The organism is Curtobacterium guangdongense (genome assembly GCF_049341845.1).
Lineage (GTDB): Bacteria > Actinomycetota > Actinomycetes > Actinomycetales > Microbacteriaceae > Curtobacterium > Curtobacterium guangdongense.
On record NZ_JBMPIT010000001.1, the window covers coordinates 22,647 to 48,152 of the forward strand.

Consider the following 25,506-nt stretch of genomic DNA (forward strand, 5'->3'; position numbering starts at 1 on the left):
CGGTGCTGCGGAGAAGATACGCCCGGTGGTCGGGGTCCTGCAAGTGGGGCCCGTTCGCGCGCCGGGGACGTTTCGCGCGTAGGGGGTCGGATCGCGCGTAGGAGGTCGTTCGTTCCGGCCTCCTACGCGCGTTCCGGCTTCCCATTGCGGGCGGGATGGGACGGTTCGCGCGCGCCGACGCCCCCTCCGACGTACAGAGGATGCCAGGATGACCGCATGACGGTGAGCGTTCGGGAGGTCGCGGCTCTCGCGGGCGTGTCGCTCGGCACGGTCTCGAACGTGTTGAACCGACCCGAGAAGGTCGCCCCCTCGACGGTCGAGCGCGTGCAGAACGCCATCGCCGAGCTTGGGTTCGTGCGGAACGACTCCGCACGCCAGCTCCGTGCCGGTCGCAGTTCCACCGTGGGGCTCATCGTGCTGGACGGCGGGAACCCGTTCTTCACCGACGTCGCCCGCGGCGCAGAGGACGCTGCGATGTCCAAGGGTCTGGCGGTCCTCATCGGCAACTCCGACGAGTCGACCGACCGCGAGCGCACGTACGTCGACCTGTTCGAGGAGCGCCGCGTCGCGGGCCTGCTGATCTCCCCCGCCGGCGACGACCTCGATCGGCTGGTCAGACTGCGCGACCAGGGCACCGCCGTCGTGCTCGTGGACCGTCGCGCCGACGACGAACACTTCGCATCCGTGTCCGTCGACGACGTGGCAGGCGGCCGGATCGCCGTCGAGCACCTCGTGGACATCGGCCGGCGGCGCATCGCCTTCGTCGGCGGGCCGTTCGGCATCCGGCAGGTCGCCGATCGACACGCGGGAGCGCTCGGTGCCGCCACCGCCGCCGGCGCATCACTCGAGGTGCTGCGGACGTCGTCGCTGTCCGTGCTCGAGGGCAGGCGCATCGGCGAGGAGATCCAGCGTCGCCCGGCGGCCGACCGACCGGACGCGGTGTTCGCCGCGAACGACCTCATCGCCGTCGGGCTCGAGCAGGCGTTCATCATGCGCGGGTCCGTGTCCGTCCCCGACGAGATCGCGATCGTCGGCTACGACGACATCGCGTTCGCCGAGGCCGCCGTCGTGCCGCTCACGAGTGTCCGGCAGCCGGCGCAGGACCTCGGCCGGCGGGCGATCGAACTCCTGGTGCACCAGGTCGAGCACGGCCAGGACGTCGAGCTCGAACGGGTCGAGTTCACCCCCGAGCTGGTCGTCCGCCAGTCCACCGTCCGCGTTCGGTGACGCATCGCCGGTCTACGATCGAGGGATGGTGCAGCCCCCCTCGACGCGACGGGCCGCCGAGCGTGCACCACGTCGCGGCGCGGGCGGGTGTGTCGCTCGCGACGGTGTCGAACGTCCTGAACCACCCCGAACGCGTCCGAGCGGCAACAGCGGCCCGAGTGCACGCCGCCATCGCGGACCTCGGGTACACGCCGAACCGGAACGCCCGCGCACTCGCGTCCGGCACGAGCCGGTCGATCGGACTCGTCGTGTCGTCGCTGCAGAACTCCCTGTTCAGCGACATGCTCAACGGCGCCCAGCTGGCCTCCCGGGAACGGGAGTTCGCCCTGCTGATCGCCAGCAGCGAGAACGACCTCCGCGCGCAGGCCGACCACCTGGCCTTCCTCGAGAGCACCCGGGTCTCCGGCATCCTCCTCGCCACGATGGAGGAGTCCCGTGACCAGGTCGAGCTCACCCGACGGCACGGTCATCCGGTCGTCTACGTGAACTACGAACCGACCGAGGTCGACGCATGCTCGGTCGTGGTGGACAACGAGCGGGCCGGGTACATCGCGACGACGCACCTCTGGCCATCGTGTTCGGGATCCTGTCCGACGAGGACACGGCGAAGGCCGGCGACCGGCTCGCCGAGCTGGCGGCGGAGTCCGGGTACCGGATCTCGACCGGGTTCGCCGGCACGCCGTTCATCACGGACGCGCTGACGCAGACGGGGCACCTCGACGACGCGTACCGGCTGCTGCTGCTGCAGACGGAGTGCCCGTCGTGGCTGTACCCGGTGACGATGGGGGCGACGACGGTCTGGGAGCGCTGGGACTCGATGCTGCCGGACGGCACCATCAACCCGGGCGAGATGACCTCGTTCAACCACTACGCACTCGGCGCCGTGGCGGACTGGATGCACCGGGTGGTCGGGGGTCTCGCGCCGTTGACGCCCGGCTACGGGGAAGTGCTGATCGCACCGCAGCCCGGCGGGGGCCTGACGTGGGCGTCCACCTCGCTCGACACCGTGCACGGGCAGGTCGCCGTGCGGTGGGAGCTCGTCGACGGCGAGCTGCTCGTCCGGGCGACCGTGCCGGACGGCGTCAGCGCGGTGGTGCGGCTGCCCGGCCTCGAGGAGCAGCGCGTCGGCGCCGGCACGCACGAGTTGCGCGCGCCGGCCGCGGTGCCTGCGGCGTAGGCGCGCGGCGGCCGGCGGCGCGGCGGCGCGGCCGCCGGCCGGTCGCGCGCGGCCGCCGGGTCGCGCGCGGCCCCCGGCCGCCGCACAACCGAAAGCACAGCGCACCACGGGATCGCGCGGCGCGAACTGGTTTCGGTTGTGCGGGAGCAATACGCGCCGGCTGTGCGGCAACGAGCCCGAGACACCGGTTGCGCCACGCGCCGCCGCCGAGTAGCGTGTGAAACGATTCAATCGACCACGAGGAAGTGACACGATGACATCAGCAAGCTTCAGTTCGATCGGCGACCAGCTGGCACGGCAGGCGATCGAGCTCCCGTCCTGGGCGTTCGGCAACTCCGGCACCCGGTTCAAGGTGTTCAGCACGCCGGGCACGCCCCGAGACCCCTACGAAAAGATCGCCGACGCGGCGCAGGTGCACCAGTACACGGGCCTGGCCCCGACCGTGGCGCTGCACATCCCGTGGGACCTGGTCGACGACTTCACGGACCTCAAGAACCACGCCGAGGAGCACGGCGTCCGCCTGGGCACCGTGAACTCGAACACGTTCCAGGACGACGACTACAAGTTCGGCGCCCTGACCCACGTCGACGAGACGATCCGGCAGAAGGCGATCGACCACCACCTGCGCTGCATCGACGTCATGGACGCCACCGGCAGCCGCGACCTGAAGATCTGGCTCGCCGAGGGCTCGAACTACCCAGGGCAGGAGGACATGCGCTCCCGCCAGGACCGCCTCCACGACAGCCTGACGACGATCTACGACCGGCTCGGGGACGACCAGCGCCTGGTCCTGGAGTACAAGTTCTTCGAGCCGTCGTTCTACCACACGGACGTCCCGGACTGGGGTACCAGCTACGTGCAGACGAGCGCGCTCGGCGACAAGGCGATGGTCTGCCTCGACACCGGCCACCACGCACCGGGCACGAACATCGAGTTCATCGTCATGCAGCTGCTGCGCCTCGGCAAGCTCGGGAGCTTCGACTTCAACTCGCGCTTCTACGCCGACGACGACCTCATCGTGGGCGCAGCCGACCCGTTCCAGCTCTTCCGCATCCTGGTCGAGGTCATCCGCGGCGGCGGCTACGACAACCCCGACGTCGCGTTCATGCTCGACCAGTGCCACAACATCGAGGACAAGATCCCCGGCCAGATCCGCTCGGTGCTGAACGTGCAGGAGATGACGGCCCGCGCGCTGCTCCTCGACCGCGTGGCGCTGACGGCGGCGCAGGAAGCGCACGACGTCCTGGGCGCGAACGAGATCTTCATGGACGCGTACCAGACCGACGTCCGGAAGGACCTCGCCGCCTGGCGCGAATCGCGTGGCCTGCCGGCTGACCCGATGCGCGCCTACCTGGACTCCGGGTACCAGCGCTCGATCGCCGAGGACCGCGTCGGCGGCGTCCAGGCCGGCTGGGGCGCGTAGACAGATGACCATCAACGACCTGGAGGCTCGGGTGGACCCCGCAACGCAGGCGACCGCTGAACAGGTGGTCGCCGACCTCATCGCACGTTCCAACGCGCTCGGCTCGGACCCGCGGATCACGAACTACGCCGGCGGGAACACCTCGGCGACGGGCACCGCGACCGACCCGGTGACCGGCGAACCGGTGGAGCTGCTCTGGGTGAAGGGCTCAGGGGGCGACCTCGGCACCCTGACACCGGCCGGGCTCGCCGTGCTGCGGGTCGACCGGGTCCGGGCGTTGGAGCAGGTCTACCCGGGCGTCGATCGCGAGGACGAGATGGTCGCCGCGTTCGACCACTGTCTGTTCGGCCGGGGCGGAGCAGCTCCGAGCATCGACACGGCGATGCACGCCCTCGTCGACGCGCCGCACGTGGACCACCTGCACCCGGACGCCGGCATCGCCATCGCGACGGCAGCGGACGGCCCGGCCCTGACGGAGCGGGTCTTCGGCGGCAAGGTCGTGTGGGTGCCGTGGCGCCGACCCGGGTTCCAGCTCGGCCTCGACATCGCCGCGATCAAGCGGGACCACCCCGAGGCGATCGGCACGATCCTCGGCGGGCACGGCATCACCGCGTGGGGTGCCACCAGCGACGAGGCCGAGGCGAACTCCCGCTGGATCATCGACACCGCCGAGCAGTACATCGCCGCGAACGGGACGGCCGACCCGTTCGGCCCCGTCCGCCCGGGCTTCGCGGCGCTCCCCGTCGACGATCGACGAGCCCGTGCCGCCGCCCTCGCCCCGACGATCCGGGGCATCGCGGGCCACGACAAGCCCGTCGTCGGACACGTCACCGACAGCGACGTCGTGCTCGACTTCCTCGCGAGCGAGAAGGCGCCGGAACTCGCGGCGCTCGGCACCAGCTGCCCGGACCACTTCCTCCGCACCAAGGTCAAGCCACTCATCCTCGACCTGCCCGCGACGGCCACCGCCGAGGAGCAGATCGCACGCCTGCACGAGCTGCACGCGACGTACCGCGAGGACTACCAGGCGTACTACGACCGGCACGCGACGCCCGAGTCCCCCGCCATCCGCGGCGCCGACCCGCTCATCGTGCTCGTCCCCGGCGTCGGCATGTTCTCCTACGGCAAGGACGCCCAGACCGCCCGCGTCGCCGGCGAGTTCTTCGTCAACGCGATCAACGTCATGCGCGGCGCCGAGGCACTCTCCACCTACGCCCCGATCGACGAGGCGGAGAAGTTCCGCATCGAGTACTGGGACCTCGAAGAGGCCAAGCTCCAGCGGATGCCGAAGCCTGCGAAGCTCGCGACCCGGATCGCCCTCGTGACGGGTGCTGCGTCCGGCATCGGCAAGGCGATCGCGAAGCGCCTGGCGTCCGAGGGTGCCGCCGTCGTGATCGCGGACCTCGACCTGGCGAAGGCCCAGGAGACGGCAGCCGAGATCGGTGGTCAGGACGCGGCCATCGGCGTCGCGGCGAACGTGACGAGTGCTGACGACATCGACCGTGCGATCCAGGAGACGCTGCTGCACTTCGGCGGCCTGGACCTCGTCGTGAACAACGCCGGACTCAGCCTGAGCAAGAGCCTGTTGGAGACCACCGAGCAGGACTGGGACCTGCAGCACGACGTCATGGCGAAGGGCTCGTTCCTGGTGTCGAAGGCCGCGGCGAAGGTCCTCATCGAGCAGGGCCTCGGCGGCGACATCGTGTACATCTCGAGCAAGAACTCGGTGTTCGCGGGCCCGAACAACATCGCCTACTCCGCCACGAAGGCCGACCAGGCCCACCAGGTGCGACTGCTTGCGGCCGAGCTCGGCGAGCACGGCGTCCGGGTGAACGGCATCAACCCCGACGGCGTCGTCCGCGGCTCGGGCATCTTCGCGTCCGGCTGGGGTGCGAACCGCGCGAAGACGTACGGCATCGAGGAGCAGGACCTCGGGAAGTTCTACGCCCAGCGCACGATCCTGAAGCGCGAGGTCGTGCCGGAGAACGTCGCGAACGCCGTCTACGCGATCTGCACCGACGACTTCTCGCACACCACGGGCCTGCACGTGCCGGTGGACGCGGGTGTCGCCGCCGCGTTCCTGAGGTAGCGCGACATGCGCAGCAGCGGCAGCGTGGCAGCGGTCGACCTCGGAGCCACGAGTGGCCGGGTGATCGTCGGGCACGTCGACGCGGACGGCGTCCAGACGGAGCACGTCGCCCGGTTCCCGAACGGCCCCGTCACGCTCCACGAGCACGACCGCGAGGCCCTGCACTGGGACGTCGTCGAGCTGTACCGGCAGGTCACCGCCGGCCTCCGCGACGCGTTCGGCCGGCATCCGGAGCTCGCGAGCATCGGGATCGACTCGTGGGCGGTCGACTACGGACTCCTCCGCGACGGACGCCTGCTCGGCCTGCCGTCCCACTACCGGGACGACCGGCACGAGCACGGCGTCGCCCCGGTGCACGCAGCGGTCGACGCCGCCAAGCTGTACCGCCGCAACGGGCTGCAGCACCTCCCCTTCAACACGCTGTTCCAGTGGGCGGCGGACCCGTCGCTGCACCTCGCCGATCGTGCCTTGCTCGTCCCCGACCTGCTCGGGTACTGGCTCACCGGCGTCGAGGCGGCCGAACGCACCAACGCCTCGACGACTGGGGCACTGAACGCGACCACCCGTGGGTGGGACCCGGCGTTGCGGGCTGCTGCGGGCCTCCCGTCCGGACTCCTGCCCACACTTCGTGACCCGGGAGACCGACTCGGTCCCCTCCTGCCGGCCGTCGCCGACCTGGTCGGTGGCAGCGCACCGGTCACGCTGGTCGGGTCGCACGACACGGCCTCGGCCGTCGTCGCGGTCCCCGCGACGACCGGCGACTTCGCCTACATCTCGAGCGGTACGTGGTCGCTCGTCGGCGTCGAGCTCGACGCACCCGTCCTGTCGGATGCGGCCCGCGACGCGAACTGCACCAACGAGGGTGGCGTCGACGGACGCGTCCGGTTCCTCAAGAACGTGTCAGGACTGTGGTTGCTCTCCGAGAGCGTCCGGACCTGGGAGCGTGGTGGCGACCGGATCGACCTGGAGGCCCTGCTCGCCTCCGCCGCGGCCGTCACCGCCCCGGTCCCCGTCTTCGACGTCGCGGACGAGTCGTTCACGCCGCCGGGCGACATGCCCGCCCGCATCGCCTCGTGGTGCTCCGAGCACGGTCGCTCGGCACCCGCGACGCGCGCGGAGTTCGTCCGGTCGATCCTGGAGTCGTTGGCCGTCGCCTACGCCCGGACGCTGGCGACGATCGCCACGATCACCGGCATGGACATCCGACAGGTCCACATCGTCGGCGGCGGCTCCCAGAACCGGCTGCTGTGCCAGTTGACTGCCGATCGAACTGGTCTGCCGGTCCTGGCGGGTCCGGTCGAGGCGACCGCACTCGGCAACATCCTGGTGCAGGCGCGGGCTGCCGGGCTTGCCGGCCTCGGCGGGGCATCCCTCGAAGCGCTGCGCACCGTGGTCGCGCGTACGGTCGAACCCGTCCGGTACACCCCGACGACGGAACGCACCACCACCCCATCCACCCCGAGACGTAGGATGTCTGTATGACCTCGACCGATGACCAGCGACGCGTCGACCCGGCGACGGGAGCACCGGTACCGACCGCGGGAACCGCGTCGACGGCGCGGACCAGGATGCGGCGGCAGCTGCCGACCGTGCACGACCTGGCGCCGCTGATGCAGTTCAAGAAGCCCGACCTGAACGCCCGACGGCGTCGGCTGGAGTCGGCGCTGACGATCTGGGACCTCCGGGACATCGCCGCTCGCCGGACCCCTCGGGCCGCGTTCGACTACACCGAGGGTGCCGCCGAGGCCGAGATCTCGCTGGCACGGGCACGGCAGGCGTTCGAGGACATCGAGTTCACGCCGTCGATCCTCCGGGACGTCTCGACGGTGTCGACGTCGCGCGAGGTGCTCGGCGCCCCGGTGTCGTACCCGTTCGGCATCGCGCCGACGGGGTTCACCCGGATGATGCAGACCGAGGGCGAGCGTGCAGGAGCCCGGGCCGCCGGACGCGCCGGCATCCCGTTCTCGCTGTCCACGATGGGCACCACCGCGATCGAGGACGTCCGCGACGCCAACCCCCACGGCCGCAACTGGTTCCAGCTCTACATGTGGAAGGACCGCGAGAAGTCGATGGCGCTGGTGTCCCGCGCCGAGAAGGCGGGGTTCGACACGCTGCTCGTGACCGTGGACGTCCCCGTCGCGGGCGCGCGGCTCCGGGACAAGCGCAACGGGTTCTCGATCCCGCCACAGCTCGGTGCCAAGACCATCGTCAACGCGATACCGCGACCGTGGTGGTGGTTCGACTTCCTCACCACCGAGCCCCTGGCGTTCGCGTCCCTCGACCGCTGGTCCGGCACCGTCGGCGAGCTCCTCGACCACATGTTCGACCCGACCGTCACCTACGAGGACCTGGCGTGGATCCGTGACCAGTGGAAGGGCAAGGTCGTCGTCAAAGGCGTGCAGTCCCTCGCGGACGCGAAGCGCCTGGCGTCCATGGGCGTCGACGGGATCACGCTGTCGAACCACGGCGGACGCCAACTCGACCGTGCCCCGATCCCGTTCCACCTGCTGCCGACGGTGGTCAAGGAGGTCGGGAACGACACCGAGGTGCACCTCGACACGGGCATCATGTCCGGCGCGGACATCGTCGCGGCCGTCGCGCTCGGGGCGAGGTTCACGATGGTCGGTCGGGCGTACCTCTACGGCCTGATGGCGGGTGGCGAGGCCGGGGTGGACCGGATGATCCAGATCCTCTCCGAGCAGATCGAGCGGACCATGCGGTTGCTCGGGGTCACGTCGCTCGACGAGCTCGAGCCCGGTCACGTCACACAGCTCGCCCGCCTGGCGCCGATCGCGCGTCCTTAGCGTGGGGCGTCCGGCAGCGTCCAGGTCGCCCCGGGCGTCGGTCTCGGACCGTCCGCCGACCGCTTGGGCCGCTGCCTGAGGTCCTCGAGCATCGGGGGGAGTCTGCGCAGGGCACGTCGGGTGTCGACAACACCCCAGACCAGGAAGCCCACGAACACGGCGACGAACAGCCACCACACCGGCCCGTCCGTCAGCGCGAGCCAGATGCCGAGCGCCGTTGCGAGCACGAAGACCACCGGCCCGAACCACCGGGTGCGGCGGTACTGGCGTCGCACGCGCTCCAGCTCGGGCGTCCAGATCGCCGGGTCGGCGTCGGGCGGCACCGCGCCGGTCTTGACGGCGCGGCGGATCCGGCTCACCTCGTCCGCTCCGCCGGCACGTCGTCGCGTCCGCGCGATGGCGATCCCGAAGAAGGCGGTCATGAGGCCCGCGTACACGACGGACCCGAGGGCGAGCGCACCGACGTCTTGGCGCGCGGGCCGCGTGACGAACTGGATTCCGAACCACAGCACCGCGAGCAGCACGAACAGAACGGGCAGCAGCACCGGCAGCGACGACTTCCGAAAGCGTTCCATGGGCCTCCCTCGATCCGGTCCAGGATGCCCGCACCGGGCAGCGTGCTGCTGTGAGGTCGGGGCACATCGCCTCCCGGTAGGGTCGGCAGCACGAGAAGGGGGCTGCATGGCCGGGGCGAGCATCAGCGTGCAGGACTTCGTCATGCGCTTCGGGGACCGTGCCGTCGTGGACGGGTTGTCGTTCGACGTCGCACCCGGTGAGACCTTCGGGCTCCTCGGCAGCAACGGGTCCGGCAAGACCACGACGATACGGGCGCTCCTCGGCATCACGTCGCCGTCGGCCGGCACGCTGACGATCGACGGGCGGCAGTACAAGCCGGCGACCGGCGGGATCGGGTACCTGCCCGAGGAGCGCGGGCTGTACCGGAAGGAGTCCGTCATCGACGTGATGACGTACTTCGCGGCACTCCGCGGCATGCCGCGCTCGGCGTCCACCGCGTGGTCGATGGAGTACCTGGCGCGCGTCGGGCTCGCGGACAAGGCGAAGCTCCGGATCGACAAGCTCTCGGGTGGGCAGCAGCAGAAGGTCCAGCTCGGGATCACGATCATGGACCGGCCGCGCCTGCTCATCCTCGACGAGCCGACGAAGGGCCTCGACCCGGTGAACCGTCGGCTCCTGCTCGACCTGGTCGACGAGCGGAAGGCCGACGGTGCCACGGTGATCCTCGTCACGCACCACATGGACGAGGTCGAACGGCTGTGCGACCGGATCCTGCTCCTCAAGGACGGCACCGCGGCCGCGTACGGCACGATCCCGGAGGTGCAGGACGCCTTCGGCGGTGCCGTCGCGAAGGTCTCGCTCGACGGAGCGGTGCCGGCGTCGTCCCTCTACAGGCTCGCACGGCACGAGGGCCACGTCGCGTACCTGGTGCCGTCGTCCTCGGCAGCCGCGGACGGGTCGGACATCCTGGCGTCGCTCGTCGGAGCCGGTGTGCACGTCACGGGGTTCGAGATGCGCAGGATCCCGCTCGACGAGATCTTCGTGCAGGTGTACGGCCACGACGCCGGCGCGGACGAACGCGCCGCAGGGGGAACGCGATGAGCCGTCTGGGAACCGTCATCCGGTTCGAGTTCGTCCGCGCGGTGAAGAAGCCCGCGTTCTGGATCGGCACCCTCGCGCTGCCGTTCGTCATCGTCGTGGTGTCCCTGCTCGTCGGGGTCGGGCAGGCTGCGGGGACGAACTCGGTTGTGTCGAGCTCGTCCGCCGAGAAGACGCCGTTCCACTACGTCGACCACTCCGGGCTCGTCTCCGAGTCCGTGGCGGCGCGCTGGGGCGGGACCCCGTCCACGGACGAGGCCGCCGACCGTGCCGACGTCGTCGCCGGACGGCTCGACGCGCTCGTCGTGTTCCCGGAGTCCCCGTCAGAGGACCCGATCGAGGTCACCGCGAAGGACAAGGGGCTCTTCGAGAACGGCGGGTACTCGTCGCTCGCCGAGCGGGTGCTCGAACAGAGCGTCGCTGCGAACGTGGACGATGCGGAAGCGGTGCACATCCTGCGGTCCCCGCCGGCAGCGGACGTCACCGCCTACGCCGACGGGAAGGTCGCTCCGGGGTGGCTGTCGATCCTGCCGCCGATGGTCTACCTGGCGGCGTTCTTCGGGCTCGTGCTGCTGCTCGCCGCACGCATGGTCACCGTGGTCGTCGAGGAGAAGGAGAACCGGATCTCCGAGATGATCCTGACCACGGTGACGGCAGGGGACCTCATCCGCGGCAAGGTCATCGCGATGCTGCTCGTCGGGCTCGTGCAGATCGGGGTGTTCCTCGTGCCGGGACTGCTGTCGCTCGTCGTCGTCATCCCGCTGGTCGCCAGTCGGGTCGGGCACGTGGTCGTCGATCCGTGGCGGATGGTGGTCGGCGCCCTGCTGCTCGTCGGCGGGGTCCTGCTCGCATCAGCGCTGTTCGTCGCCGTCGGCGCCGCCGTCCCGACGATCAAGGACGCCTCGGCGCTGCAGTCCGCGGCGATCTTCTCGCTGATCATCCCGATCTACGCGGCGTTCTTCGTGATGACGAGCCCCTCGTCGCCCGTCGTCGCGGTCTTCACGTACTTCCCGACGTTCACCCCGATCACCGCGATGGTCAGGAACGCCGTCGGGTCGCTGTCGCCGCTCGAGTCGGTGGTCTGCATCGTCGAGGTGTTCGTCGTCGCCGGGCTGCTGCTGTGGTTCGCGCAGTACCTCTTCCGGCACTCGGTCGCGCAGTACGGGTCGAAGGTGACCGTCCGGCAGATCCTGTCGTGGCGCCGGTCCCGGTGATCCCACCGCACCCGCGATTCCCACATCGATTGCCCAGCGCTAGCGTGCGGTCATGACCGAGACGGACATCGACTCGCAGCCAGACGTCGGCGCAGGCACGCTGGTCGCACTCATCGTCGCCAGGACGGTCACGGTGCTGTTCGCGGTGCTCGTCGTCGGGTTCGGCCTCCTGCAGATCACCGTCGGCGACCTCGAGTTCTCCGAGTCACCTGGACCGATCAGTTCGCTCATGATGGTGGCGATCGCACTGTGCTCGCGGGACACCCGCTGGGCGATCGGACACCCCGGCCGCGGCTGGGCGGCGCTCACCTGGCTCGTCGTGCTGGCTGCGACCCCGATCGTGTTCCACGGCGAGTTCTTCCTGTGGATGTGCTCGCTGGCGGCGCTCGCCCTGCCGTTGCTCGCCGTCACTCTGCTTGCGCGTCGAGCCGGGGAACGGATCTTCCCGGGGTGGCCGACGGCAGCCGAGGTCAGGTCGCGCTGACCGACCGACCCGTCAGGGACAACGCGAGCGGGTTGGCCCGGACGAGGTCGAGCCCACGCTGCGCGGCGCCGATCAGGACGACGTCGGGCCCGAGCGCGGACGCGACGACCTCCGGCACCGGAAGGAACGCGCCGCTGCCGAGCACCGCGTTCGCGCGCGCGATGACCGCGGCCGCCGGCTGCGCGATCGCCCCGGCGACGTAGACGCGCTCGATGTCGAGCAGGCTCGCGAGCACGATGGTCGCCTTCGCCAGCCGTTCGCCGAGCTGGTCGACGATCTGCAGGGCGACCAGGTCACCGTCCCGAGCAGCCGCGAACACCGCCTGGGCGTCGAGCGCACTCCGCGCCGCGATCGCGGCCAGGACCGAACCCGGAGCGATCCGCCCGGCGGCGAGCGCCTCGGCCGCGAGCGTCCGGCACGCAGCGCCGATGCCCTCCGGTGTCCCGACGCCCTCGACGAGGTTGAGGACGCGCATCTCGCCGGCCCCGCCGTGTGCGCCGCGGAGCAGGACACCGTCGACGATGAGGCCGGTGCCGAAACGCTCCCCGGACAGCAGGGCGGCGAACGAGTCGCCAGCACCCCTGGCACGCTCCGCGATCGCGGCGAGGTTCGCGTCGTTCTCGACGACGATCGCACCGTGACCGGCGAGGACCTCCTCGAAGCCGGGGTTCATGCGGTGCCAGAACCCGTCGTCCTCGTTCGGTGACCGCCCGTGTGCGTCGACCGGTGCCGCGACACCGATCGTCGTGACGAGCACGTCCGAGGCGACGTGCTCGGCGTCGGCGAGTGCGCGCGTGACGCACCGGAGGACCGCGGCGCGACGATCACGGGCGTCACGGTCGGCGTCGTCGAAGTCGGGTCGAACGGGTTCCTCCGCGTGGGCGAGGACGGCTCCCCGCAGGTCCGCGACGACCGCCTCGACGCGGGACTGCCCGACGTCCGCTCCGACGACCACGCCGGCGGTCCTCAGCAGTTCGTAGCGCTTCGCCGGGCGACCCATCCGGTACTCCCCCGCTGCCCTGGCGTCGTCGAGCTCCGCGATCCACCCGAGTCGGACGAGCTCGTCGCACGCCGTCAGCACGGTGGACCGCGTGTGCCCGGTCCGTGCCATCACCGTGCTCGCGGTGAACACCTGCTCGGCGAACGCCACGTCGAGCACCGTCTCGAGGCTCGAGCGTCGCAGCAGGTCGGGGAGCATGGTCACTGGCTGAAGATACCGCGTCACGAGTTCCTTGCTTTCCTAAATATTCTCGCTAGATTATGTGCACCGACCGCATCGGAGCAGTCGGGGGGACGGGACGGCAAGGGCGCCGAGACCCGTCGGACGGAGTTCACGTGCACGCACGAACCGCTTCACCGCTGAGCCGATCGGCGCTCAGTCGTCGGTCCTTCCTCCTCGGCACCGGCGCAGTCGGCGCGAGCCTGGCCCTCGCCGGGTGCGCTCCCGCCTCGTCGGCGTCCGGTCGGGAGACGATCACGTTCTACGTCTCGAAGCCCGAGGTCATCGGGTACTTCGACGACGTCATCGCGAAGTTCCACGACAGCCAGTCGAAGATCCGGGTCATCCGCGACTCGACGTCGTCGCTGCCGGCGGACTTCGTGCGGAGCTCGCCTCCTGATCTCGGATGCCTGAACTACAACTACGCGATGGTGTCTTTCGTCGAGCACGGCGCGTTGACGGACCTGTCCGACATGGACGAGGCGAAGGCGATCAACCCGGACCTCTGGACGCTCATGGAGCAGACGGCGTCCTACCCGGGTGAGCGGAACGCGCTGCCCTACTCGGTCACCGCGGCGTCGGTGATCTACAACAAGGAGATCTTCGCCCAGCAGGGCATCGAGGTCCCGACCACGTGGTCCGAGCTCACCGCGGTCTGCGAGAAGCTCCTCGCCGCCGACGTCACGCCGTTCTACAACACCTACAAGGACACCTGGACCCTGGCCCAGGGCATGTTCGACTACTCGATCGGCGGCATGCTCGACGTCGGGAAGACCTTCTCGGCGCTCGAGAAGGAGGGCACGTCGCTCACGCCGTCGTCCCCCGTGTCGTTCTCGAAGGACTTCGCGCCGCCGATGGACCGGATGGCGCAGCTCGCGAAGTGGTCGAACAAGAACGCCGCGAGCCGTGCGTACGGCGACGGCAACCTCGCCTTCGCGAAGGGCGAGTCGGCGATGTACCTGCAGGGCCCGTGGGCGCTCATCGAGATCGCGAAGACGAACCCGGACATGGACCTCGGCACGTTCCCGATGCCCGCGACCGACGACCCCGCCGACCTGAAGGTCCGGGTCAACGTCGACCTGGCGCTCTGGATCCCGAAGGCGTCGAAGAAGCAGGAGGCGGCACGCGAGTTCCTCCGCTTCCTGATGTCCCCCGAGGTCGCGGACAAGTACAACGCGGACAACAACGGCTTCGGTACCCGCAAGGACTCGCCCCCGGTCGCCAACCCGACGCTCAAGGGCATGCAGCAGTACTACGACGACGCGGCCTTCTACCTCGGCCCGTCGCAGCTCGTGCCGGCCGAGATCCCCGTGGCCAACTACGCGCAGTCCATCGCCCTCGGTGGCGCCCCGGCTCCGCAGCTCCGCACACTCGATGCCGACTGGGCGCGCGTGGCGCGCCGGAAGGCCTGACCCGGTCTCGGACCGAGGAGACGATCACCATGGCAATCGCCACGACGTCCTCCGGCGGCAGCCGCCGGAACAGCCCCACCGACAGCCCCGAACCCGACCGGGGCGGCTCCCCCACCGCGAGCGGCCGAGCACCGCGAACCGCACGGTCCCGAGTGCACCGCATCCAACCGGTGTTCCTCGCCTTCCTCCTGCCGACGCTCGTCGTCTTCACGCTGGCGATCACGGTGCCGGCCGTGATGGGCATCGTCCTGAGCTTCACCGACTCGGTCGGGTTCGGGGAGTTCGGGTTCACCGGCCTGACGAACTACCTCGCGATCTTCTCCGACCCGGCGATCCTGCACGCATACCTGTTCACGATGGGCTTCTCGCTGGTCACCGTGCTCGTCGTGAACGCACTCGCGCTCCTGCTGGCGATCGCCCTGACGAGCCGCATCCGTGCCAAGGTCGCCCTCCGCGCGGTGTTCGTGCTGCCGATGGTCATCTCGGGCATCGTCATCGCGTACGTGTTCTCGTTCCTGTTCTCGAACAGCCTGCCCGCGCTCGCGACGACGCTCGGGATCGCGCCGCTCGAGACGAGCATCCTCGCGAACCCCGACCTCGCCTGGATCGCGATCGTCGTGGTCACGACCTGGCAGGCGATCCCCGGCACGCTGCTCATCTACATCGCGGGTGTCCTGGCGATCCCCGGCGAGGTGTACGAGGCAGCGGCCATCGACGGTGCGTCGTCGTGGCGGCAGCTCGTCTCGATCACGATGCCGCTCACCGCGGGCTACATCGTCATCAACCTCATCCTCGGGTTCAAGAACTTCCTCAACGCCTACGACGTGATCGTCGGCCTCACCGCCGGAGGCCCCGGTACCGCGACCACGAGCGTCGCGATGTCGATCTTCAACGGCTTCAACAGCGGCGACTACTCCTACCAGATGGCGAACGCGACGATCTTCTTCGTCATCACCGTCATCCTCGCGCTCGTCCAGCTGCGGCTCAGCCGCGGGAAGGCCCTCTTCTCATGACGCTCCCTGCACCGCTCCAGCCGTCCACCACCCGCACCGGCAGCATGCGGTCGGTCGACGCGGACTCCGCCCGCGGCCGTCGCTCGAAGAGCGGGTGGAACTGGCCGCTGACCATCATCCTGGCGATCTGCTCGCTGACGGTCTTCGTCCCGCTGTACGTCACGGTCGTGATGGCGTTCAAGACCACGAGCCAGGCGCTCGACGGCAACGCGTTCTCGCTGCCGGCGCCGTTCAGCATGGACGGGTTCGTCCGGGCCTGGCAGCTGACCGACTTCCCGCGGGCGTTCGGCGTCTCCGTGCTCGTCGCAGCGATCTCCGTCACCGGGACGATCCTCCTGGCGTCGTTCGCCGCGTTCGCGATCTCGCACAACTGGCAGCACCGGCTGTTCCGCTGGTCGTTCTTCTACCTGCTCGCCGCGATGTTCCTGCCGTTCCCGGTCCTGGCGCTGTCGCAGGTCAAGCTCACCGGCATGGTCGGCCTCGACAACCCGATCGGCGTCGCGATCCTGCACATCATGTTCCAGCTGTCCTTCAGCGTGCTGCTGTTCACCGCGTTCCTCCGCTCGATCCCCGGTGAGCTCGAGGAGAGCGCCCGCATCGACGGCGCGAGCGTCGGGCAGGTGTTCTGGCGGCTGCTGTTCCCGCTCCTGGCTCCGATGAGCGCGACCGTCGGGATCTTCGCGTTCCTGGCGTCGTGGAACGACTACATGATGCCGGCGCTCATCACGGCCGACCCGGCGCTGCAGACGCTCCCCGTGCTGCAGCAGATCTTCCAGAGCCAGTTCAGCAACAACTACAACGTCTCGTTCGCCTCGTACCTCATGGCTATGGCGCCGTCCATCATCGTCTACGTCCTCACCCAGCGATGGGTGATGTCCGGTGTGACGCAGGGCGCCATCAAGTGATCGACACGAGCCCCACCGAAAGGACACCACCCCTCATGACCGATGTGCTGACCGCACAGGACCCGACGGCCACCGACGAGACCTGGTGGCGCCAGGCGAGCGTCTATCAGATCTACCCGCGGTCCTTCGCGGACGCGAACGGCGACGGGATCGGCGACCTCGCCGGCATCACCGAGCGCGTGCCCTACCTGGCGTCACTCGGCGTCGAGGCCGTCTGGCTCAGCCCCTTCTACCCGTCCGCCCTCGCCGACGGCGGTTACGACGTGGACGACTACCGCGACGTCGACCCGAAGCTCGGCACGCTCGAGGACTTCGACGCGATGGTCGCCGCCCTGCACGGCGTCGGCATCCGGGTGATCGTCGACATCGTCCCGAACCACACGAGCGACCGGCACGAGTGGTTCCGCGAGGCCCTCGCCGCGCCAGCCGGCAGCCCGGCCCGCGACCGGTACGTGTTCCGCGACGGCACCGGACCCGCCGCCGAGAACCCGCCGGCCGACTGGATCTCGATCTTCGGCGGCCCCGCCTGGACCGCAGCGGGCGACGGCCAGTGGTACCTGCACAGCTTCGCGAAGGAGCAGCCCGACCTGAACTGGGCGAACCGGGAGGTCCGCGACGACTTCCTGCACACCCTGCGCTTCTGGTCCGACCGCGGGGTCGACGGCTTCCGCATCGACGTCGCGCACGGGCTGTCGAAGGAGCTCGGCGAGGTCCTTCCGAGCTGGGCCGAGCTGTCCGCCATGCCGAAGGACGGCACGCACCCGCTCTGGGACCGTGACGACGTCCACGAGATCTACGCGGAGTGGCGGAAGGTCTTCGACGAGTACACCCCGGCCCGCACCGCGGTCGCCGAGGCGTGGGTCGCCGCCGACCGCCGTGCCCGCTACGCGAGCGCCGACGGACTGGGGCAGGCGTTCAACTTCGACCTGCTCGAGGCCGACTTCGACGCGCCGTCGTTCCGGTCGATCATCGAGTTCAACCTCGGTCTCGCCGAGCAGTCCGGCTCCTCGACCACGTGGGTGTTCTCGAACCACGACGTCGTCCGGCACGCCACCCGGTACGCCCTCCCGCCGCGGAACGGCGCGTCCGAGAAGCAGGGCGGCGCGTGGCTGCTCGCCGGCGGCTCACAGGACGCACTCGACCAGGAGCTCGGGCTCCGACGTGCACAGGCGGCGACCTTGCTGGAGCTCGCACTCCCCGGCTCGGCGTACATGTACCAGGGCGAGGAGCTCGGCCTGCAGGAGGTCGGCGACATCCCCGCCGCCGATCGTCAGGATCCCGCGTTCTTCCGGAACCCGGGCGTCGACATCGGCCGTGACGGCTGTCGCGTCCCGATCCCCTGGACCAGGGACGGCTCGTCGTTCGGCTTCGGCGCCGGCGGGTCGCACCTGCCGCAGCCGGCGTGGTTCGGTGCGTTCTCGGTCGAGGCAGAGGACGACGACCCCGACTCCACCCTGAACCTCTACCGGAAGGCGCTCGGCCTCCGTGGACAGCTGCAGTCCGAGGAGCGCCTCGAGTGGCTCGACACCGGTCGCGACGACGTGCTCGCGTTCCGTCGGCCGAACGGCTGGACCAACGTCACGGTGTTCGGAGACGAGCCGTACGAACTCCCCGCGGGTGCACTGCTGCTCGCCTCGGCGCCGGTGGCAGACGGCGCCTTGACGGGCGTGGGGACCGCCTGGTTGCGCGCTTAGCGCGAGCAGGCAACCGACAGGAGGCACGGTGCGGGCAGGCACCGTGCCTCCCGTCCGTCACGGGGTGCGTCCAGGACGTCAGCCGGCCGGCAGGACCGGTGACGTCGGGACGCCGTCGAGGTCCCACTCCGGGACGTGACGGTGCTGCCAGCCGGCGCGGAGCGCGCGCACCGCGTGGTCGTACTCGGCGAGCGCGTCGAGGCCCGGTCGGACGAGGAGCTGGATCTGGAGTCCCTGGTACAGGGCGAGCAGCTGCGTGGCCGCGTGCTCGGCGGAGACCACCGCGTCCTCCGTGCCCGCGTCGAAGTCGCGCTGGAACCCCGCCGTCAGCGCGCCGACGTACTCGGCGTACCGCTTCCGGAACAGGCCCGCGAAGGTGGTGTCGGCGCCCGCGATGTTGATCACACCGGCGAGGACCCGGACGAGACCTGGGTCGGCGACGTCCTCGGCGAGGGTCATCCGGACGTAGTCGATCGTCGTCGCCGGCTTCTGGCGTCTGGTCGATCCGCGGAGGTCGGTCCACGCGTCGTACGTGACCAGCAGCAGGGCGTCCCACGTGGGGAACGCCCGGGCGACGGCGTCGAGCGGCACACCGGCGATGTCCGCGACCACCGCCGCGTCGACCTCGGTGAACGGGTGCAGGCGGTAGGCGCGGATGGCCGCCCGGATGAGGCGCTCCGCGATCGTCTGTTCGTCGACGATCGTGTCGTCAGTCAGTGTCTCCACCCGGACATCCCACCGCATCGACGAGGACCTGTCGTGTCCCAGACCGGGGGCCGTGGGATCAGTCGCCCGGCAGCCCGAGCTTCGATCCGCGCGGGTCGGCGTTCCGCGCGGCCGGTCCGACTGGTGGTGTCCAGGGCGGGGTCGCCTCGACGCGACGCCGGGTCAGTTCCGCGCGCCCGAGCCACACGATCGTCGCGACGACGCTCCCGCCCTGCAGGAACAGGAACACCGGCGGCATGAACAGGGCGACGGGACTCTCCGTGGACGCCAGCCCGCTGACGACAGCGCCGACCCACATCGCGAGCCACCCGAACGGGATCCACCGCAACCGGTCGGCGCTGGCGATCGCGGGCTCGACCATCCTCGAGGCCTGGGCGAGGACCTCGTCGCGGTCCTCGGGGAGGAGCTCCGGCGGTCGTGCGGAGAACTGCTGGCCGATGCGCTCGGAGCGACGCCACCCGCCGGGGAACGGCTGCCACCGCTGCGGCTGGAGCTCCCGTGCGGTCCGGAAGAACATCGCGACGAAGCACCCGACCGCCGCGGCGAAGGCGACCGCCGTGACGATGGTCTGCGGGAGGGGCGTCTCGAGCCATCCCGTCAGCGCGTCCGAGACGATCGACGCCGCACCGACGATGACGGCGACGAAGCCGCAGACGATCGTCCGACGTCGGGTGCGCCTCGGCTCGAGGAACTCGTGCCGCCTGGCACGGAACACCCGCAGGCCGGTCAGGAACGCGCCGTCACTCATACCCCCAGCATGCCGTCGGGTCCTCGGTGGTGCTCAGCCGACGGTGACGGGAGCGGCCGGTGGCTTCGTGCGCTGGCGCATCCAGACGAAGAAGCCGGTCAGGGTGAAGACGCCGTAGAAGACGTACATCAGCCCGGACGCGTAGTACCCGGCGGAGAACAGCAGCGGCACGCCGACCAGGTCCACGGCGACCCAGATGAGCCAGAACTCGACCCACCCCTTCGCCATGCCGTAGGTCGCGAGCAGGGACCCGACGAAGATCCAGGCGTCGCTCCACACCGGCTCGTACGACCCCAGCGCGCGGAACACCGGCGTCAGCACGAGCGTCCCGCCGACCATGCCGACGACGAGCAGCCCACGGGTCCGCCACGACGCCCACTTCGGGTCGATGACGGTCGTCGACTCGGCGGGGCGATGGGTCCAGCGGTACCAGCCGTAGACGCTGACGATGATGAACATCACCTGGCGTCCGGCCTGGCCGAGCAGGTTGACCGGGTTCGGGGTGTCGAAGAGCGCACCCATGAAGACCGTGAAGAGCAGCACGTTGCCGACGATGCCGACGGGCCACGCCCACACCTTGCGGCGCATGCCTCCGAGGGCGCTGAGCAGCCCGAAGACGTTGCCGATCACCTCGCGCCAGAGCACGGTCTGGTCGCCGATGACGATCTGCGCGTCGAACAGCCAGCGCACGATGCCCATGGGCCCTCCTCGTTTCCGGTCCGTGCAACCGTATTGGGGGCGCGCGCATTCCGTCGCGCCGGTGTCGATCCGTTGACGCTGCGTCGTCACGATCGGGGTACAGGCGCTGTCCGCACTGTCGGGGACGAAAATGCCCCCTGTACTGGGTTCATTCGGACGCATGTTCCCTCTTGTCGGCACTTTGGGGGACCGGTAGTTTCGATACCGGAACGAATCCTGCCCGCCCGGGTCGTCAGCAGTCGCTCACGACCCCGGAGCCCGGCGATCCGCTCTCGGCACCGGTCAGCCGCGGCCCCCGATCCCCGGGGCCGACGACACCGTCCTGCCGGCGCGCCTACCCGAACCCGCGTGCCGGTGGCCTTCCGCGCCCCTGCGTGCGCAGAAACGGACTCCTCATGCACAAGATCGTCACCGGCGCCATCGCCGGCGCCGCCGGCGTCGCGCTCCTCCTCGGCGGAGCGGGCACCTTCGCCCTCTGGAACGCCAGCGCCTCCACCGCCGCCAGCGCTGTCAGCTCGGGCACGCTCACGCTCAGCGCGGCGAACGACGGCGTCTGGACCGACATCACCAACGGTCGCTCGACGACCATCAACCCCGCGAACGTCCTCATGGTCCCCGGCAACAAGTACCAGTTCACGCAGACGCTGAACATCGGCGCGACCGGCCAGGACCTCAAGGCCAACCTGACCTACGCGAGCCAGAGCATCACGGGCGACTCGGCCCTGGTCGCTGCGACCACGAAGACCCTCGCCGTGACCTCGACGAGCGCGTCGGTCGTGCAGTCCACCTCGAACGCGAACACCTTCGTGGTGTCGCCGTCGAGCACCACGTCGCCCGTCAAGGTCGTCTTCACGATCGAGCTGCCGTCCTCGGCGACGACCGGCCAGAACGGCACCGTGAACGTCGGTGCGCTCGCCTTCACGCTGACGCAGACCGCGATCGGCTCCTGATCCGCGGCGTGGTCGGCCCCTGATCCGCCGACCACGCCGCTCCCTCCACGACCAGCGGGGAGACGCGCATGACGAACGCACCGACGGGACGCCACCGTGCCCCGCGCGCTCGCCTGCGCTTCCACGCCTGGGCATGGCTCGCCGCCCTCGTCCTGGCGGTCGCCGTGGTGACGACGCTGCTCGGCACCGGCGGCACCTACGCCCTCTGGAACGCCTCGGCGAGCACGAACGCATCGAGCGTCAAGTCCGGCACGGCCACCGTCACGGTCGGTCCGCTCAGCCCGATGAACACCACGGTGCTCGCGCCTGGTCGCAGCACGACGGGGACGTTCACCGTGAAGAACACCGGATCGGTGCCGCTCTCGATCCGCGTCGCGACGACCGCCACCAAGGTGTCGTACGCGAGCGCGTCCGACGCCACGGTCCTCGGCGCGCAGACGCTCCGGCTGGCCTCGGTGAACACCGCAGCCGACTGCCGCGCCGGACTGTCCGGCGCGAGCGGCCCGATCGCCACCTTCGACACCGGGAGCGGCTACTACACCCTGCCCGTCGGAGCGACCGGCACCGCCTGCATCCAGGTCGGCCTCGGCTCCGATGCACCGCAGTCCGTCGCCGGAGCGGTGACGGACTTCACGCTCACCGTCACGGGAACGCAGGTGGCACCGTGAGCCGCCGGTTCCGCGTGGTGCTCACCGCGCTGCTCGCCGTCGTGTTCGTCGCCGGCGGGTCGACCGCGGCCTGGGCGCTCTGGACCACCAGCGGGACCACGTCGTCGAGCACGACGATCGGCAAGATGTCCGCGTCGATCAGCGGGACGAGCGACATGACCACGACGTTCTCGTCGACGGTCACCTCGGTGACGAAGCCGGTCACGCTCACGAACTCGGGATCGATCGCCGGGACGACCTCCACGACGGTGTCCGTCGTCGCCGGGAGCTCCACCGCGCTGGCGCAGGCGATCTCCGTCGTCGCGTGGCCGGTCGTGTCGACGACGGCGTGCACCGCATCCACCGCGGTCGGCACGGGATCGGTGAGCGGCACGTGGGCGTCCCTGCCGAGCATGACCTCGGACCTCGCCGCCGGCGCCGCAGCCGTGTGGTGCGTCCGGAGCACGCCGACGTCGTCCGCACCCGCATCGACCACGACGAACGTGAACATCGCGCTGACGGTCGTCGCGGGGACGTGGGCCTCCACCCCGGTCCAGGGCGGCTTCTACATGAACACGTCCGCGGCGTCGACGGCCTCCCCCGCCCTCACCTGCACGGACCACAGCGGGAACTACGTCGACGTCCGCTGGCCGTCGTCGTCGCGTCCGACGGACACCACCTACGCGGCCTTCGTGAAGGACACCCAGGTCGGGCAGAAGGCGCAGGACTACTCCGGGTTCATCACGGTCGCGCCGTCGGACATCCCGTCGAGCGTCGCCACGAGCGGCACGCAGACCGTCGTCGTCAAGGTGCTCGACAGCGCGGGCAAGCCGACGAGCACCGTGGCCGGGAGCGGCTCCGTGACGCTCTTCACACAGAACGACGGGCCGGCGATCCGATGCGGCGCCTGAGCACGGACCGGGAGCGCACCGGATGGCGAGCGGTCCTGCACGCCGTCGCGCTCGGCCTCAGCACCGGGATGCTCGTCGTCGTGGCGGGACTCGCCGTCGTCCTCATCGTCATCCCGAAGGCGACGGGCTCGACCCCGCTCACGGTCCTGACCCAGTCGATGGAACCGACGCTGCCGCCCGGCACGCTGCTCGTCGTCCGGCCCACCCCGCTCGAGGACATCCGGATCGGCGACGTCGTCACCTACCAGATCGTCTCCGGGCAGCCGGCCGTGATCAGCCACCGCGTGGTCGCCGTCGAGTCGTCCTCCGCCGGTGCCCGCACGTTCGTGCTCAAGGGCGACAACAACGCCGAGCCGGACTCCTCTCCGGTGACGGCCGCCCAGGTCCGCGGTGTCGTCTGGTACAGCATCCCCGAGGTCGGGTACGTCAACCAGCTGGTCAACGGGTCCCGCGGCTGGCTGATCCCCGTCGTCGCGGGGATCCTGCTGGCCTACAGCGCGGTCATGATCACCATCGGGGTGACGTCCTCGGCCCGCCGCCGCCGATCGCGCGGAGGTCGCGGGCGCCACGTCTAGGCTCGGGTGACGTGACGGACGGAGTGATGCGCGCGCGCGAACTGCTCGACGAGGCCGCACGCCGCCTCCGCGACGCGGACGTGCCGGACGAGGCGCTCGGCGAGTACGTCGAGCCGAAAGCGGTGCTCGGGATCCGCCGTGAACCGACGATGCGCCCGCTCGGCCGGGTGTGGCGGGTGGGGGCGCTGCTCATCGGGTCGTCGCTCGAGACCGGCGGCCGGGTGTGGGCGACCGGGACGATCACCCGCGTCACCGAGCCCGGCCGGTCCCAGTTCCAGTCGGTGTCCGCCGAGGTCCGCCGGGCGTACCGGGCCGCTGCCGTGCGTGGGCACTTCCACGCAGGCGACACCGTCAACCACGGCGCGGCGCCGATCCCGCTCGACGAGCACCTGGTCGGTGCCGGCGGCGCGTTGTTCGTGCAGGACGACGAGCCCCTCGTCCGCTGGTCGCCGACAGCCGACACGGCCGTGCCGCTCGCCGAGTACCTCGCCGACCGGGTCGGGCTGCTCGTCGATCCGCCAGCAGGTGCGACGGACTGACCGCTGGCGGTCACCGGGCACCGATAGGGTCGGCTCGTGCCGATCAACGACGAATTCGACGCCCGCTTCGACCTGCGGGAGTTCACCCCTGCCATCGACGACTCCGGTGCGCCCGACGAGCGCACCGCGGACTGGATGCGGTCCGTGGGCATGGGCTTCCACGAGGCGGACCCGTCGCCGGAGACCGCCGCGCGCATGGCATCGCACTTCATCGCCGACGAGGAGACCTTCCTCGGCGTGTACGTCCGGAAGCCCTTCCCCGGATCCGTGGACGAGACCTGGCCGGCCGGCACGTTCACGTGGTTCCGGAAGGCCCTGTCGTGGGGCGACGGCAGCACCGTCGACACGCAGGCGATCTCCGCGGTGACCGTGCGGCCCACCGAGCGCCGACGCGGGATCCTCCGCGCGATGATGACCCACGCCCTCCGCCGCGGGGTCGAGGAGGGCTACGCGATGGCGTCGCTCACCGCCTCGGAGGGGACGATCTACCGGCGCTTCGGCTTCGGCTGTGCCATCCGTGAGCGCGCCGTCAGCGTCCGACGGAACCGGGCGCTCCCGTTCCTCGTGCCGACCACGGGGACCGTGTCCGTCGTCCCGCTCTCGTGGCTCGCGGACGGTGTCGGTCAGGACGTCTTCGCGCGCTTCGACGCTCGGACGCCCGGCTCGATGGTGCGCAACACCGGGACCTGGCCGGTCGTCTTCGGCGAGCGGACCGGGGACGGCGAGAAGGCCAAGGACGTCCGCGCGGCCGTGCACCGGGCGGACGACTCCGACGACGTCGACGGGTACGTCACCTGGCGTGTGAAGGAATCCGGCAAGGACACCGCGGTCGAGATCGTCGACCTGGTGTACGCGACCGACGAGGCGTACCTGTCGCTCTGGGAGTTCCTGCTCTCGATCGACCTCAACGACGTCGTGAAGTACAACCGGTCGCGGCTCGACGACCCGATCGTCGCGGCCCTCGGGGACAACCGGGCGTACGACGTCGACCACGAGGAAGACCACGTCTGGCTCCGTGTCCTCGACGTCGCCGAATCGCTGACGTCCCGGCCGTACGCTGCCGACGGCTCGGTCACGCTCGCGGTCACCGACTCGCTCGGGTTCGCGACCGGGACGTACCGGCTCGACGTGTCCGGCGGGGTCGGGACCGTGACGCGCCGCTCCGCCACCGCTGAGTCCGACGTCGACGTCGACGTCGCGCTCGACGTGGCCGACCTCGGGGCGCTGCTCATCGGGTCGGTGAACCCGGTGACGCTCGCTGCCGCGGGGCTCCTGCGTGCGTCGGACCCGGGCGTACCGGTGCTGCTCCGTGCGATGCTCCTACCGCCACGCACGCCCCACGGCATCACGTACTTCTGACGCGCGCGCCGCGGCCGCGCGCCTGCGATCGAGGGAACAGAAAACGTCGCGTCGGCCCCAGCCACCCGACGTTTTCT

Annotated in this window: 23 protein-coding genes and 2 pseudogenes; 20 read left to right on the forward strand and 5 right to left on the reverse strand. The window is 70.4% G+C overall.

What is annotated here, in order from left to right; all coding sequences use genetic code 11:
• The first annotated feature begins 216 nt into the window (after nt 1-216).
• The 7 genes and pseudogenes from ACO0E1_RS00105 (at nt 217) to ACO0E1_RS00135 (ending at nt 8,720) form a co-directional block, all read left to right on the forward strand.
• Complete coding sequence (locus ACO0E1_RS00105; RefSeq protein ID WP_422872296.1) at nt 217-1,227, forward strand: LacI family DNA-binding transcriptional regulator; 1,011 nt, start codon at nt 217-219, stop codon at nt 1,225-1,227.
• A gap of 62 nt (nt 1,228-1,289) precedes the next feature.
• Nucleotides 1,290-1,736: pseudogene (locus tag ACO0E1_RS00110) on the forward strand (LacI family DNA-binding transcriptional regulator); the annotation flags it as partial.
• 56 nt (nt 1,737-1,792) lie between these two features.
• Nucleotides 1,793-2,404 (forward strand): annotated as a pseudogene (locus tag ACO0E1_RS00115) (alpha-L-rhamnosidase-related protein); the annotation flags it as partial.
• Nucleotides 2,405-2,657: 253 nt separating this feature from the next.
• Entirely contained in the window at nt 2,658-3,827 is a 1,170-nt protein-coding gene (gene rhaI, locus ACO0E1_RS00120) for an L-rhamnose isomerase (protein ID WP_422872297.1), read from the forward strand.
• Between the two features lie 4 nt (nt 3,828-3,831).
• Nucleotides 3,832-5,916, forward strand: a complete 2,085-nt coding sequence (locus ACO0E1_RS00125) for a bifunctional aldolase/short-chain dehydrogenase (RefSeq protein WP_422872298.1) — start codon at nt 3,832-3,834, stop codon at nt 5,914-5,916.
• Between the two features lie 6 nt (nt 5,917-5,922).
• A complete protein-coding gene (locus ACO0E1_RS00130; RefSeq protein WP_422872299.1) occupies nt 5,923-7,398 on the forward strand; it encodes a rhamnulokinase in 1,476 nt (491 codons plus the stop codon).
• Between the two features lie 86 nt (nt 7,399-7,484).
• On the forward strand, nt 7,485-8,720 hold the full coding sequence (locus ACO0E1_RS00135; RefSeq protein ID WP_422872716.1) for an alpha-hydroxy acid oxidase: 1,236 nt from the start codon (nt 7,485-7,487) through the stop codon (nt 8,718-8,720).
• Here the strand turns inward: ACO0E1_RS00135 and ACO0E1_RS00140 are convergent.
• Nucleotides 8,717-9,295, reverse strand: a complete 579-nt coding sequence (locus ACO0E1_RS00140) for a hypothetical protein (RefSeq protein WP_422872300.1) — start codon at nt 9,293-9,295, stop codon at nt 8,717-8,719. The two genes, ACO0E1_RS00135 and ACO0E1_RS00140, sit on opposite strands and share 4 nt — an antisense overlap.
• A 106-nt stretch (nt 9,296-9,401) precedes the next feature.
• On the opposite strand from ACO0E1_RS00140, the gene ACO0E1_RS00145 reads away from it, so the two are divergent.
• From ACO0E1_RS00145 to ACO0E1_RS00155, 3 genes are read left to right on the forward strand one after another with little or no spacing between them, the layout of a single operon-like run.
• The gene (locus tag ACO0E1_RS00145) at nt 9,402-10,337 is read left to right on the forward strand and encodes an ABC transporter ATP-binding protein (protein WP_422872301.1); all 936 of its coding nucleotides are present in this window, start codon (nt 9,402-9,404) and stop codon (nt 10,335-10,337) included.
• Entirely contained in the window at nt 10,334-11,548 is a 1,215-nt protein-coding gene (locus tag ACO0E1_RS00150; protein ID WP_422872302.1) for an ABC transporter permease, read from the forward strand. Before ACO0E1_RS00145 ends, ACO0E1_RS00150 begins: the two co-directional genes overlap by 4 nt.
• 52 nt (nt 11,549-11,600) lie before the next feature.
• A complete protein-coding gene (locus ACO0E1_RS00155) occupies nt 11,601-12,032 on the forward strand; it encodes a hypothetical protein (RefSeq protein WP_422872303.1) in 432 nt (143 codons plus the stop codon).
• Here the strand turns inward: ACO0E1_RS00155 and ACO0E1_RS00160 are convergent.
• Nucleotides 12,019-13,230 carry an ROK family protein gene (locus ACO0E1_RS00160; protein ID WP_422872717.1) on the reverse strand — a complete coding sequence of 404 codons (1,212 nt, stop codon included), beginning with the start codon at nt 13,228-13,230 and terminating at the stop codon, nt 12,019-12,021. The two genes, ACO0E1_RS00155 and ACO0E1_RS00160, sit on opposite strands and share 14 nt — an antisense overlap.
• A gap of 137 nt (nt 13,231-13,367) precedes the next feature.
• Between ACO0E1_RS00160 and ACO0E1_RS00165 the strand changes: the two genes are divergently transcribed.
• From ACO0E1_RS00165 to ACO0E1_RS00180, 4 genes are read left to right on the forward strand one after another with little or no spacing between them, the layout of a single operon-like run.
• Complete coding sequence (locus ACO0E1_RS00165; RefSeq protein ID WP_422872304.1) at nt 13,368-14,663, forward strand: ABC transporter substrate-binding protein; 1,296 nt, start codon at nt 13,368-13,370, stop codon at nt 14,661-14,663.
• Nucleotides 14,664-14,692: 29 nt separating this feature from the next.
• On the forward strand, nt 14,693-15,676 hold the full coding sequence (locus ACO0E1_RS00170) for a carbohydrate ABC transporter permease (protein ID WP_422872305.1): 984 nt from the start codon (nt 14,693-14,695) through the stop codon (nt 15,674-15,676).
• A 44-nt stretch (nt 15,677-15,720) separates the two neighbouring features.
• Nucleotides 15,721-16,581 (forward strand): carbohydrate ABC transporter permease, encoded by an 861-nt coding sequence (locus ACO0E1_RS00175; protein WP_422872718.1) that lies wholly within the window; start codon nt 15,721-15,723, stop codon nt 16,579-16,581.
• 35 nt (nt 16,582-16,616) lie between these two features.
• Nucleotides 16,617-18,275: a glycoside hydrolase family 13 protein gene (locus ACO0E1_RS00180; RefSeq protein WP_422872306.1), complete on the forward strand. Its 1,659-nt coding sequence runs from the start codon at nt 16,617-16,619 to the stop codon at nt 18,273-18,275.
• A 78-nt stretch (nt 18,276-18,353) separates the two neighbouring features.
• On the opposite strand, the gene ACO0E1_RS00185 is transcribed toward ACO0E1_RS00180, so the two are convergent.
• The 3 genes from ACO0E1_RS00185 to pnuC are packed head-to-tail and all read right to left on the reverse strand — an operon-like array spanning nt 18,354 to nt 20,448.
• Nucleotides 18,354-19,001 carry a TetR/AcrR family transcriptional regulator gene (locus ACO0E1_RS00185; RefSeq protein ID WP_422872307.1) on the reverse strand — a complete coding sequence of 216 codons (648 nt, stop codon included), beginning with the start codon at nt 18,999-19,001 and terminating at the stop codon, nt 18,354-18,356.
• Between the two features lie 58 nt (nt 19,002-19,059).
• Nucleotides 19,060-19,749, reverse strand: coding sequence for a hypothetical protein (locus tag ACO0E1_RS00190; RefSeq protein ID WP_422872308.1), 690 nt, complete (start codon nt 19,747-19,749; stop codon nt 19,060-19,062).
• Between the two features lie 33 nt (nt 19,750-19,782).
• Nucleotides 19,783-20,448 carry a nicotinamide riboside transporter PnuC gene (pnuC, locus tag ACO0E1_RS00195; protein WP_402729385.1) on the reverse strand — a complete coding sequence of 222 codons (666 nt, stop codon included), beginning with the start codon at nt 20,446-20,448 and terminating at the stop codon, nt 19,783-19,785.
• 395 nt (nt 20,449-20,843) lie between these two features.
• Between pnuC and ACO0E1_RS00200 the strand changes: the two genes are divergently transcribed.
• From ACO0E1_RS00200 to ACO0E1_RS00225, 6 genes are all read left to right on the forward strand, one after another.
• Nucleotides 20,844-21,398: an alternate-type signal peptide domain-containing protein gene (locus ACO0E1_RS00200; protein WP_281265346.1), complete on the forward strand. Its 555-nt coding sequence runs from the start codon at nt 20,844-20,846 to the stop codon at nt 21,396-21,398.
• 68 nt (nt 21,399-21,466) lie between these two features.
• Entirely contained in the window at nt 21,467-22,066 is a 600-nt protein-coding gene (locus tag ACO0E1_RS00205; protein ID WP_422872309.1) for a TasA family protein, read from the forward strand.
• The gene (locus tag ACO0E1_RS00210; protein WP_422872310.1) at nt 22,063-22,956 is read left to right on the forward strand and encodes a hypothetical protein; all 894 of its coding nucleotides are present in this window, start codon (nt 22,063-22,065) and stop codon (nt 22,954-22,956) included. Before ACO0E1_RS00205 ends, ACO0E1_RS00210 begins: the two co-directional genes overlap by 4 nt.
• Nucleotides 22,944-23,531 (forward strand): signal peptidase I, encoded by a 588-nt coding sequence (locus ACO0E1_RS00215; protein WP_422872311.1) that lies wholly within the window; start codon nt 22,944-22,946, stop codon nt 23,529-23,531. The genes ACO0E1_RS00210 and ACO0E1_RS00215 overlap by 13 nt, the downstream gene beginning before the upstream one ends.
• An 11-nt stretch (nt 23,532-23,542) precedes the next feature.
• Nucleotides 23,543-24,070, forward strand: coding sequence for a hypothetical protein (locus tag ACO0E1_RS00220; RefSeq protein ID WP_422872312.1), 528 nt, complete (start codon nt 23,543-23,545; stop codon nt 24,068-24,070).
• A gap of 36 nt (nt 24,071-24,106) precedes the next feature.
• On the forward strand, nt 24,107-25,429 hold the full coding sequence (locus tag ACO0E1_RS00225) for a GNAT family N-acetyltransferase (RefSeq protein WP_422872313.1): 1,323 nt from the start codon (nt 24,107-24,109) through the stop codon (nt 25,427-25,429).
• Nucleotides 25,430-25,506 lie beyond the last annotated feature (77 nt).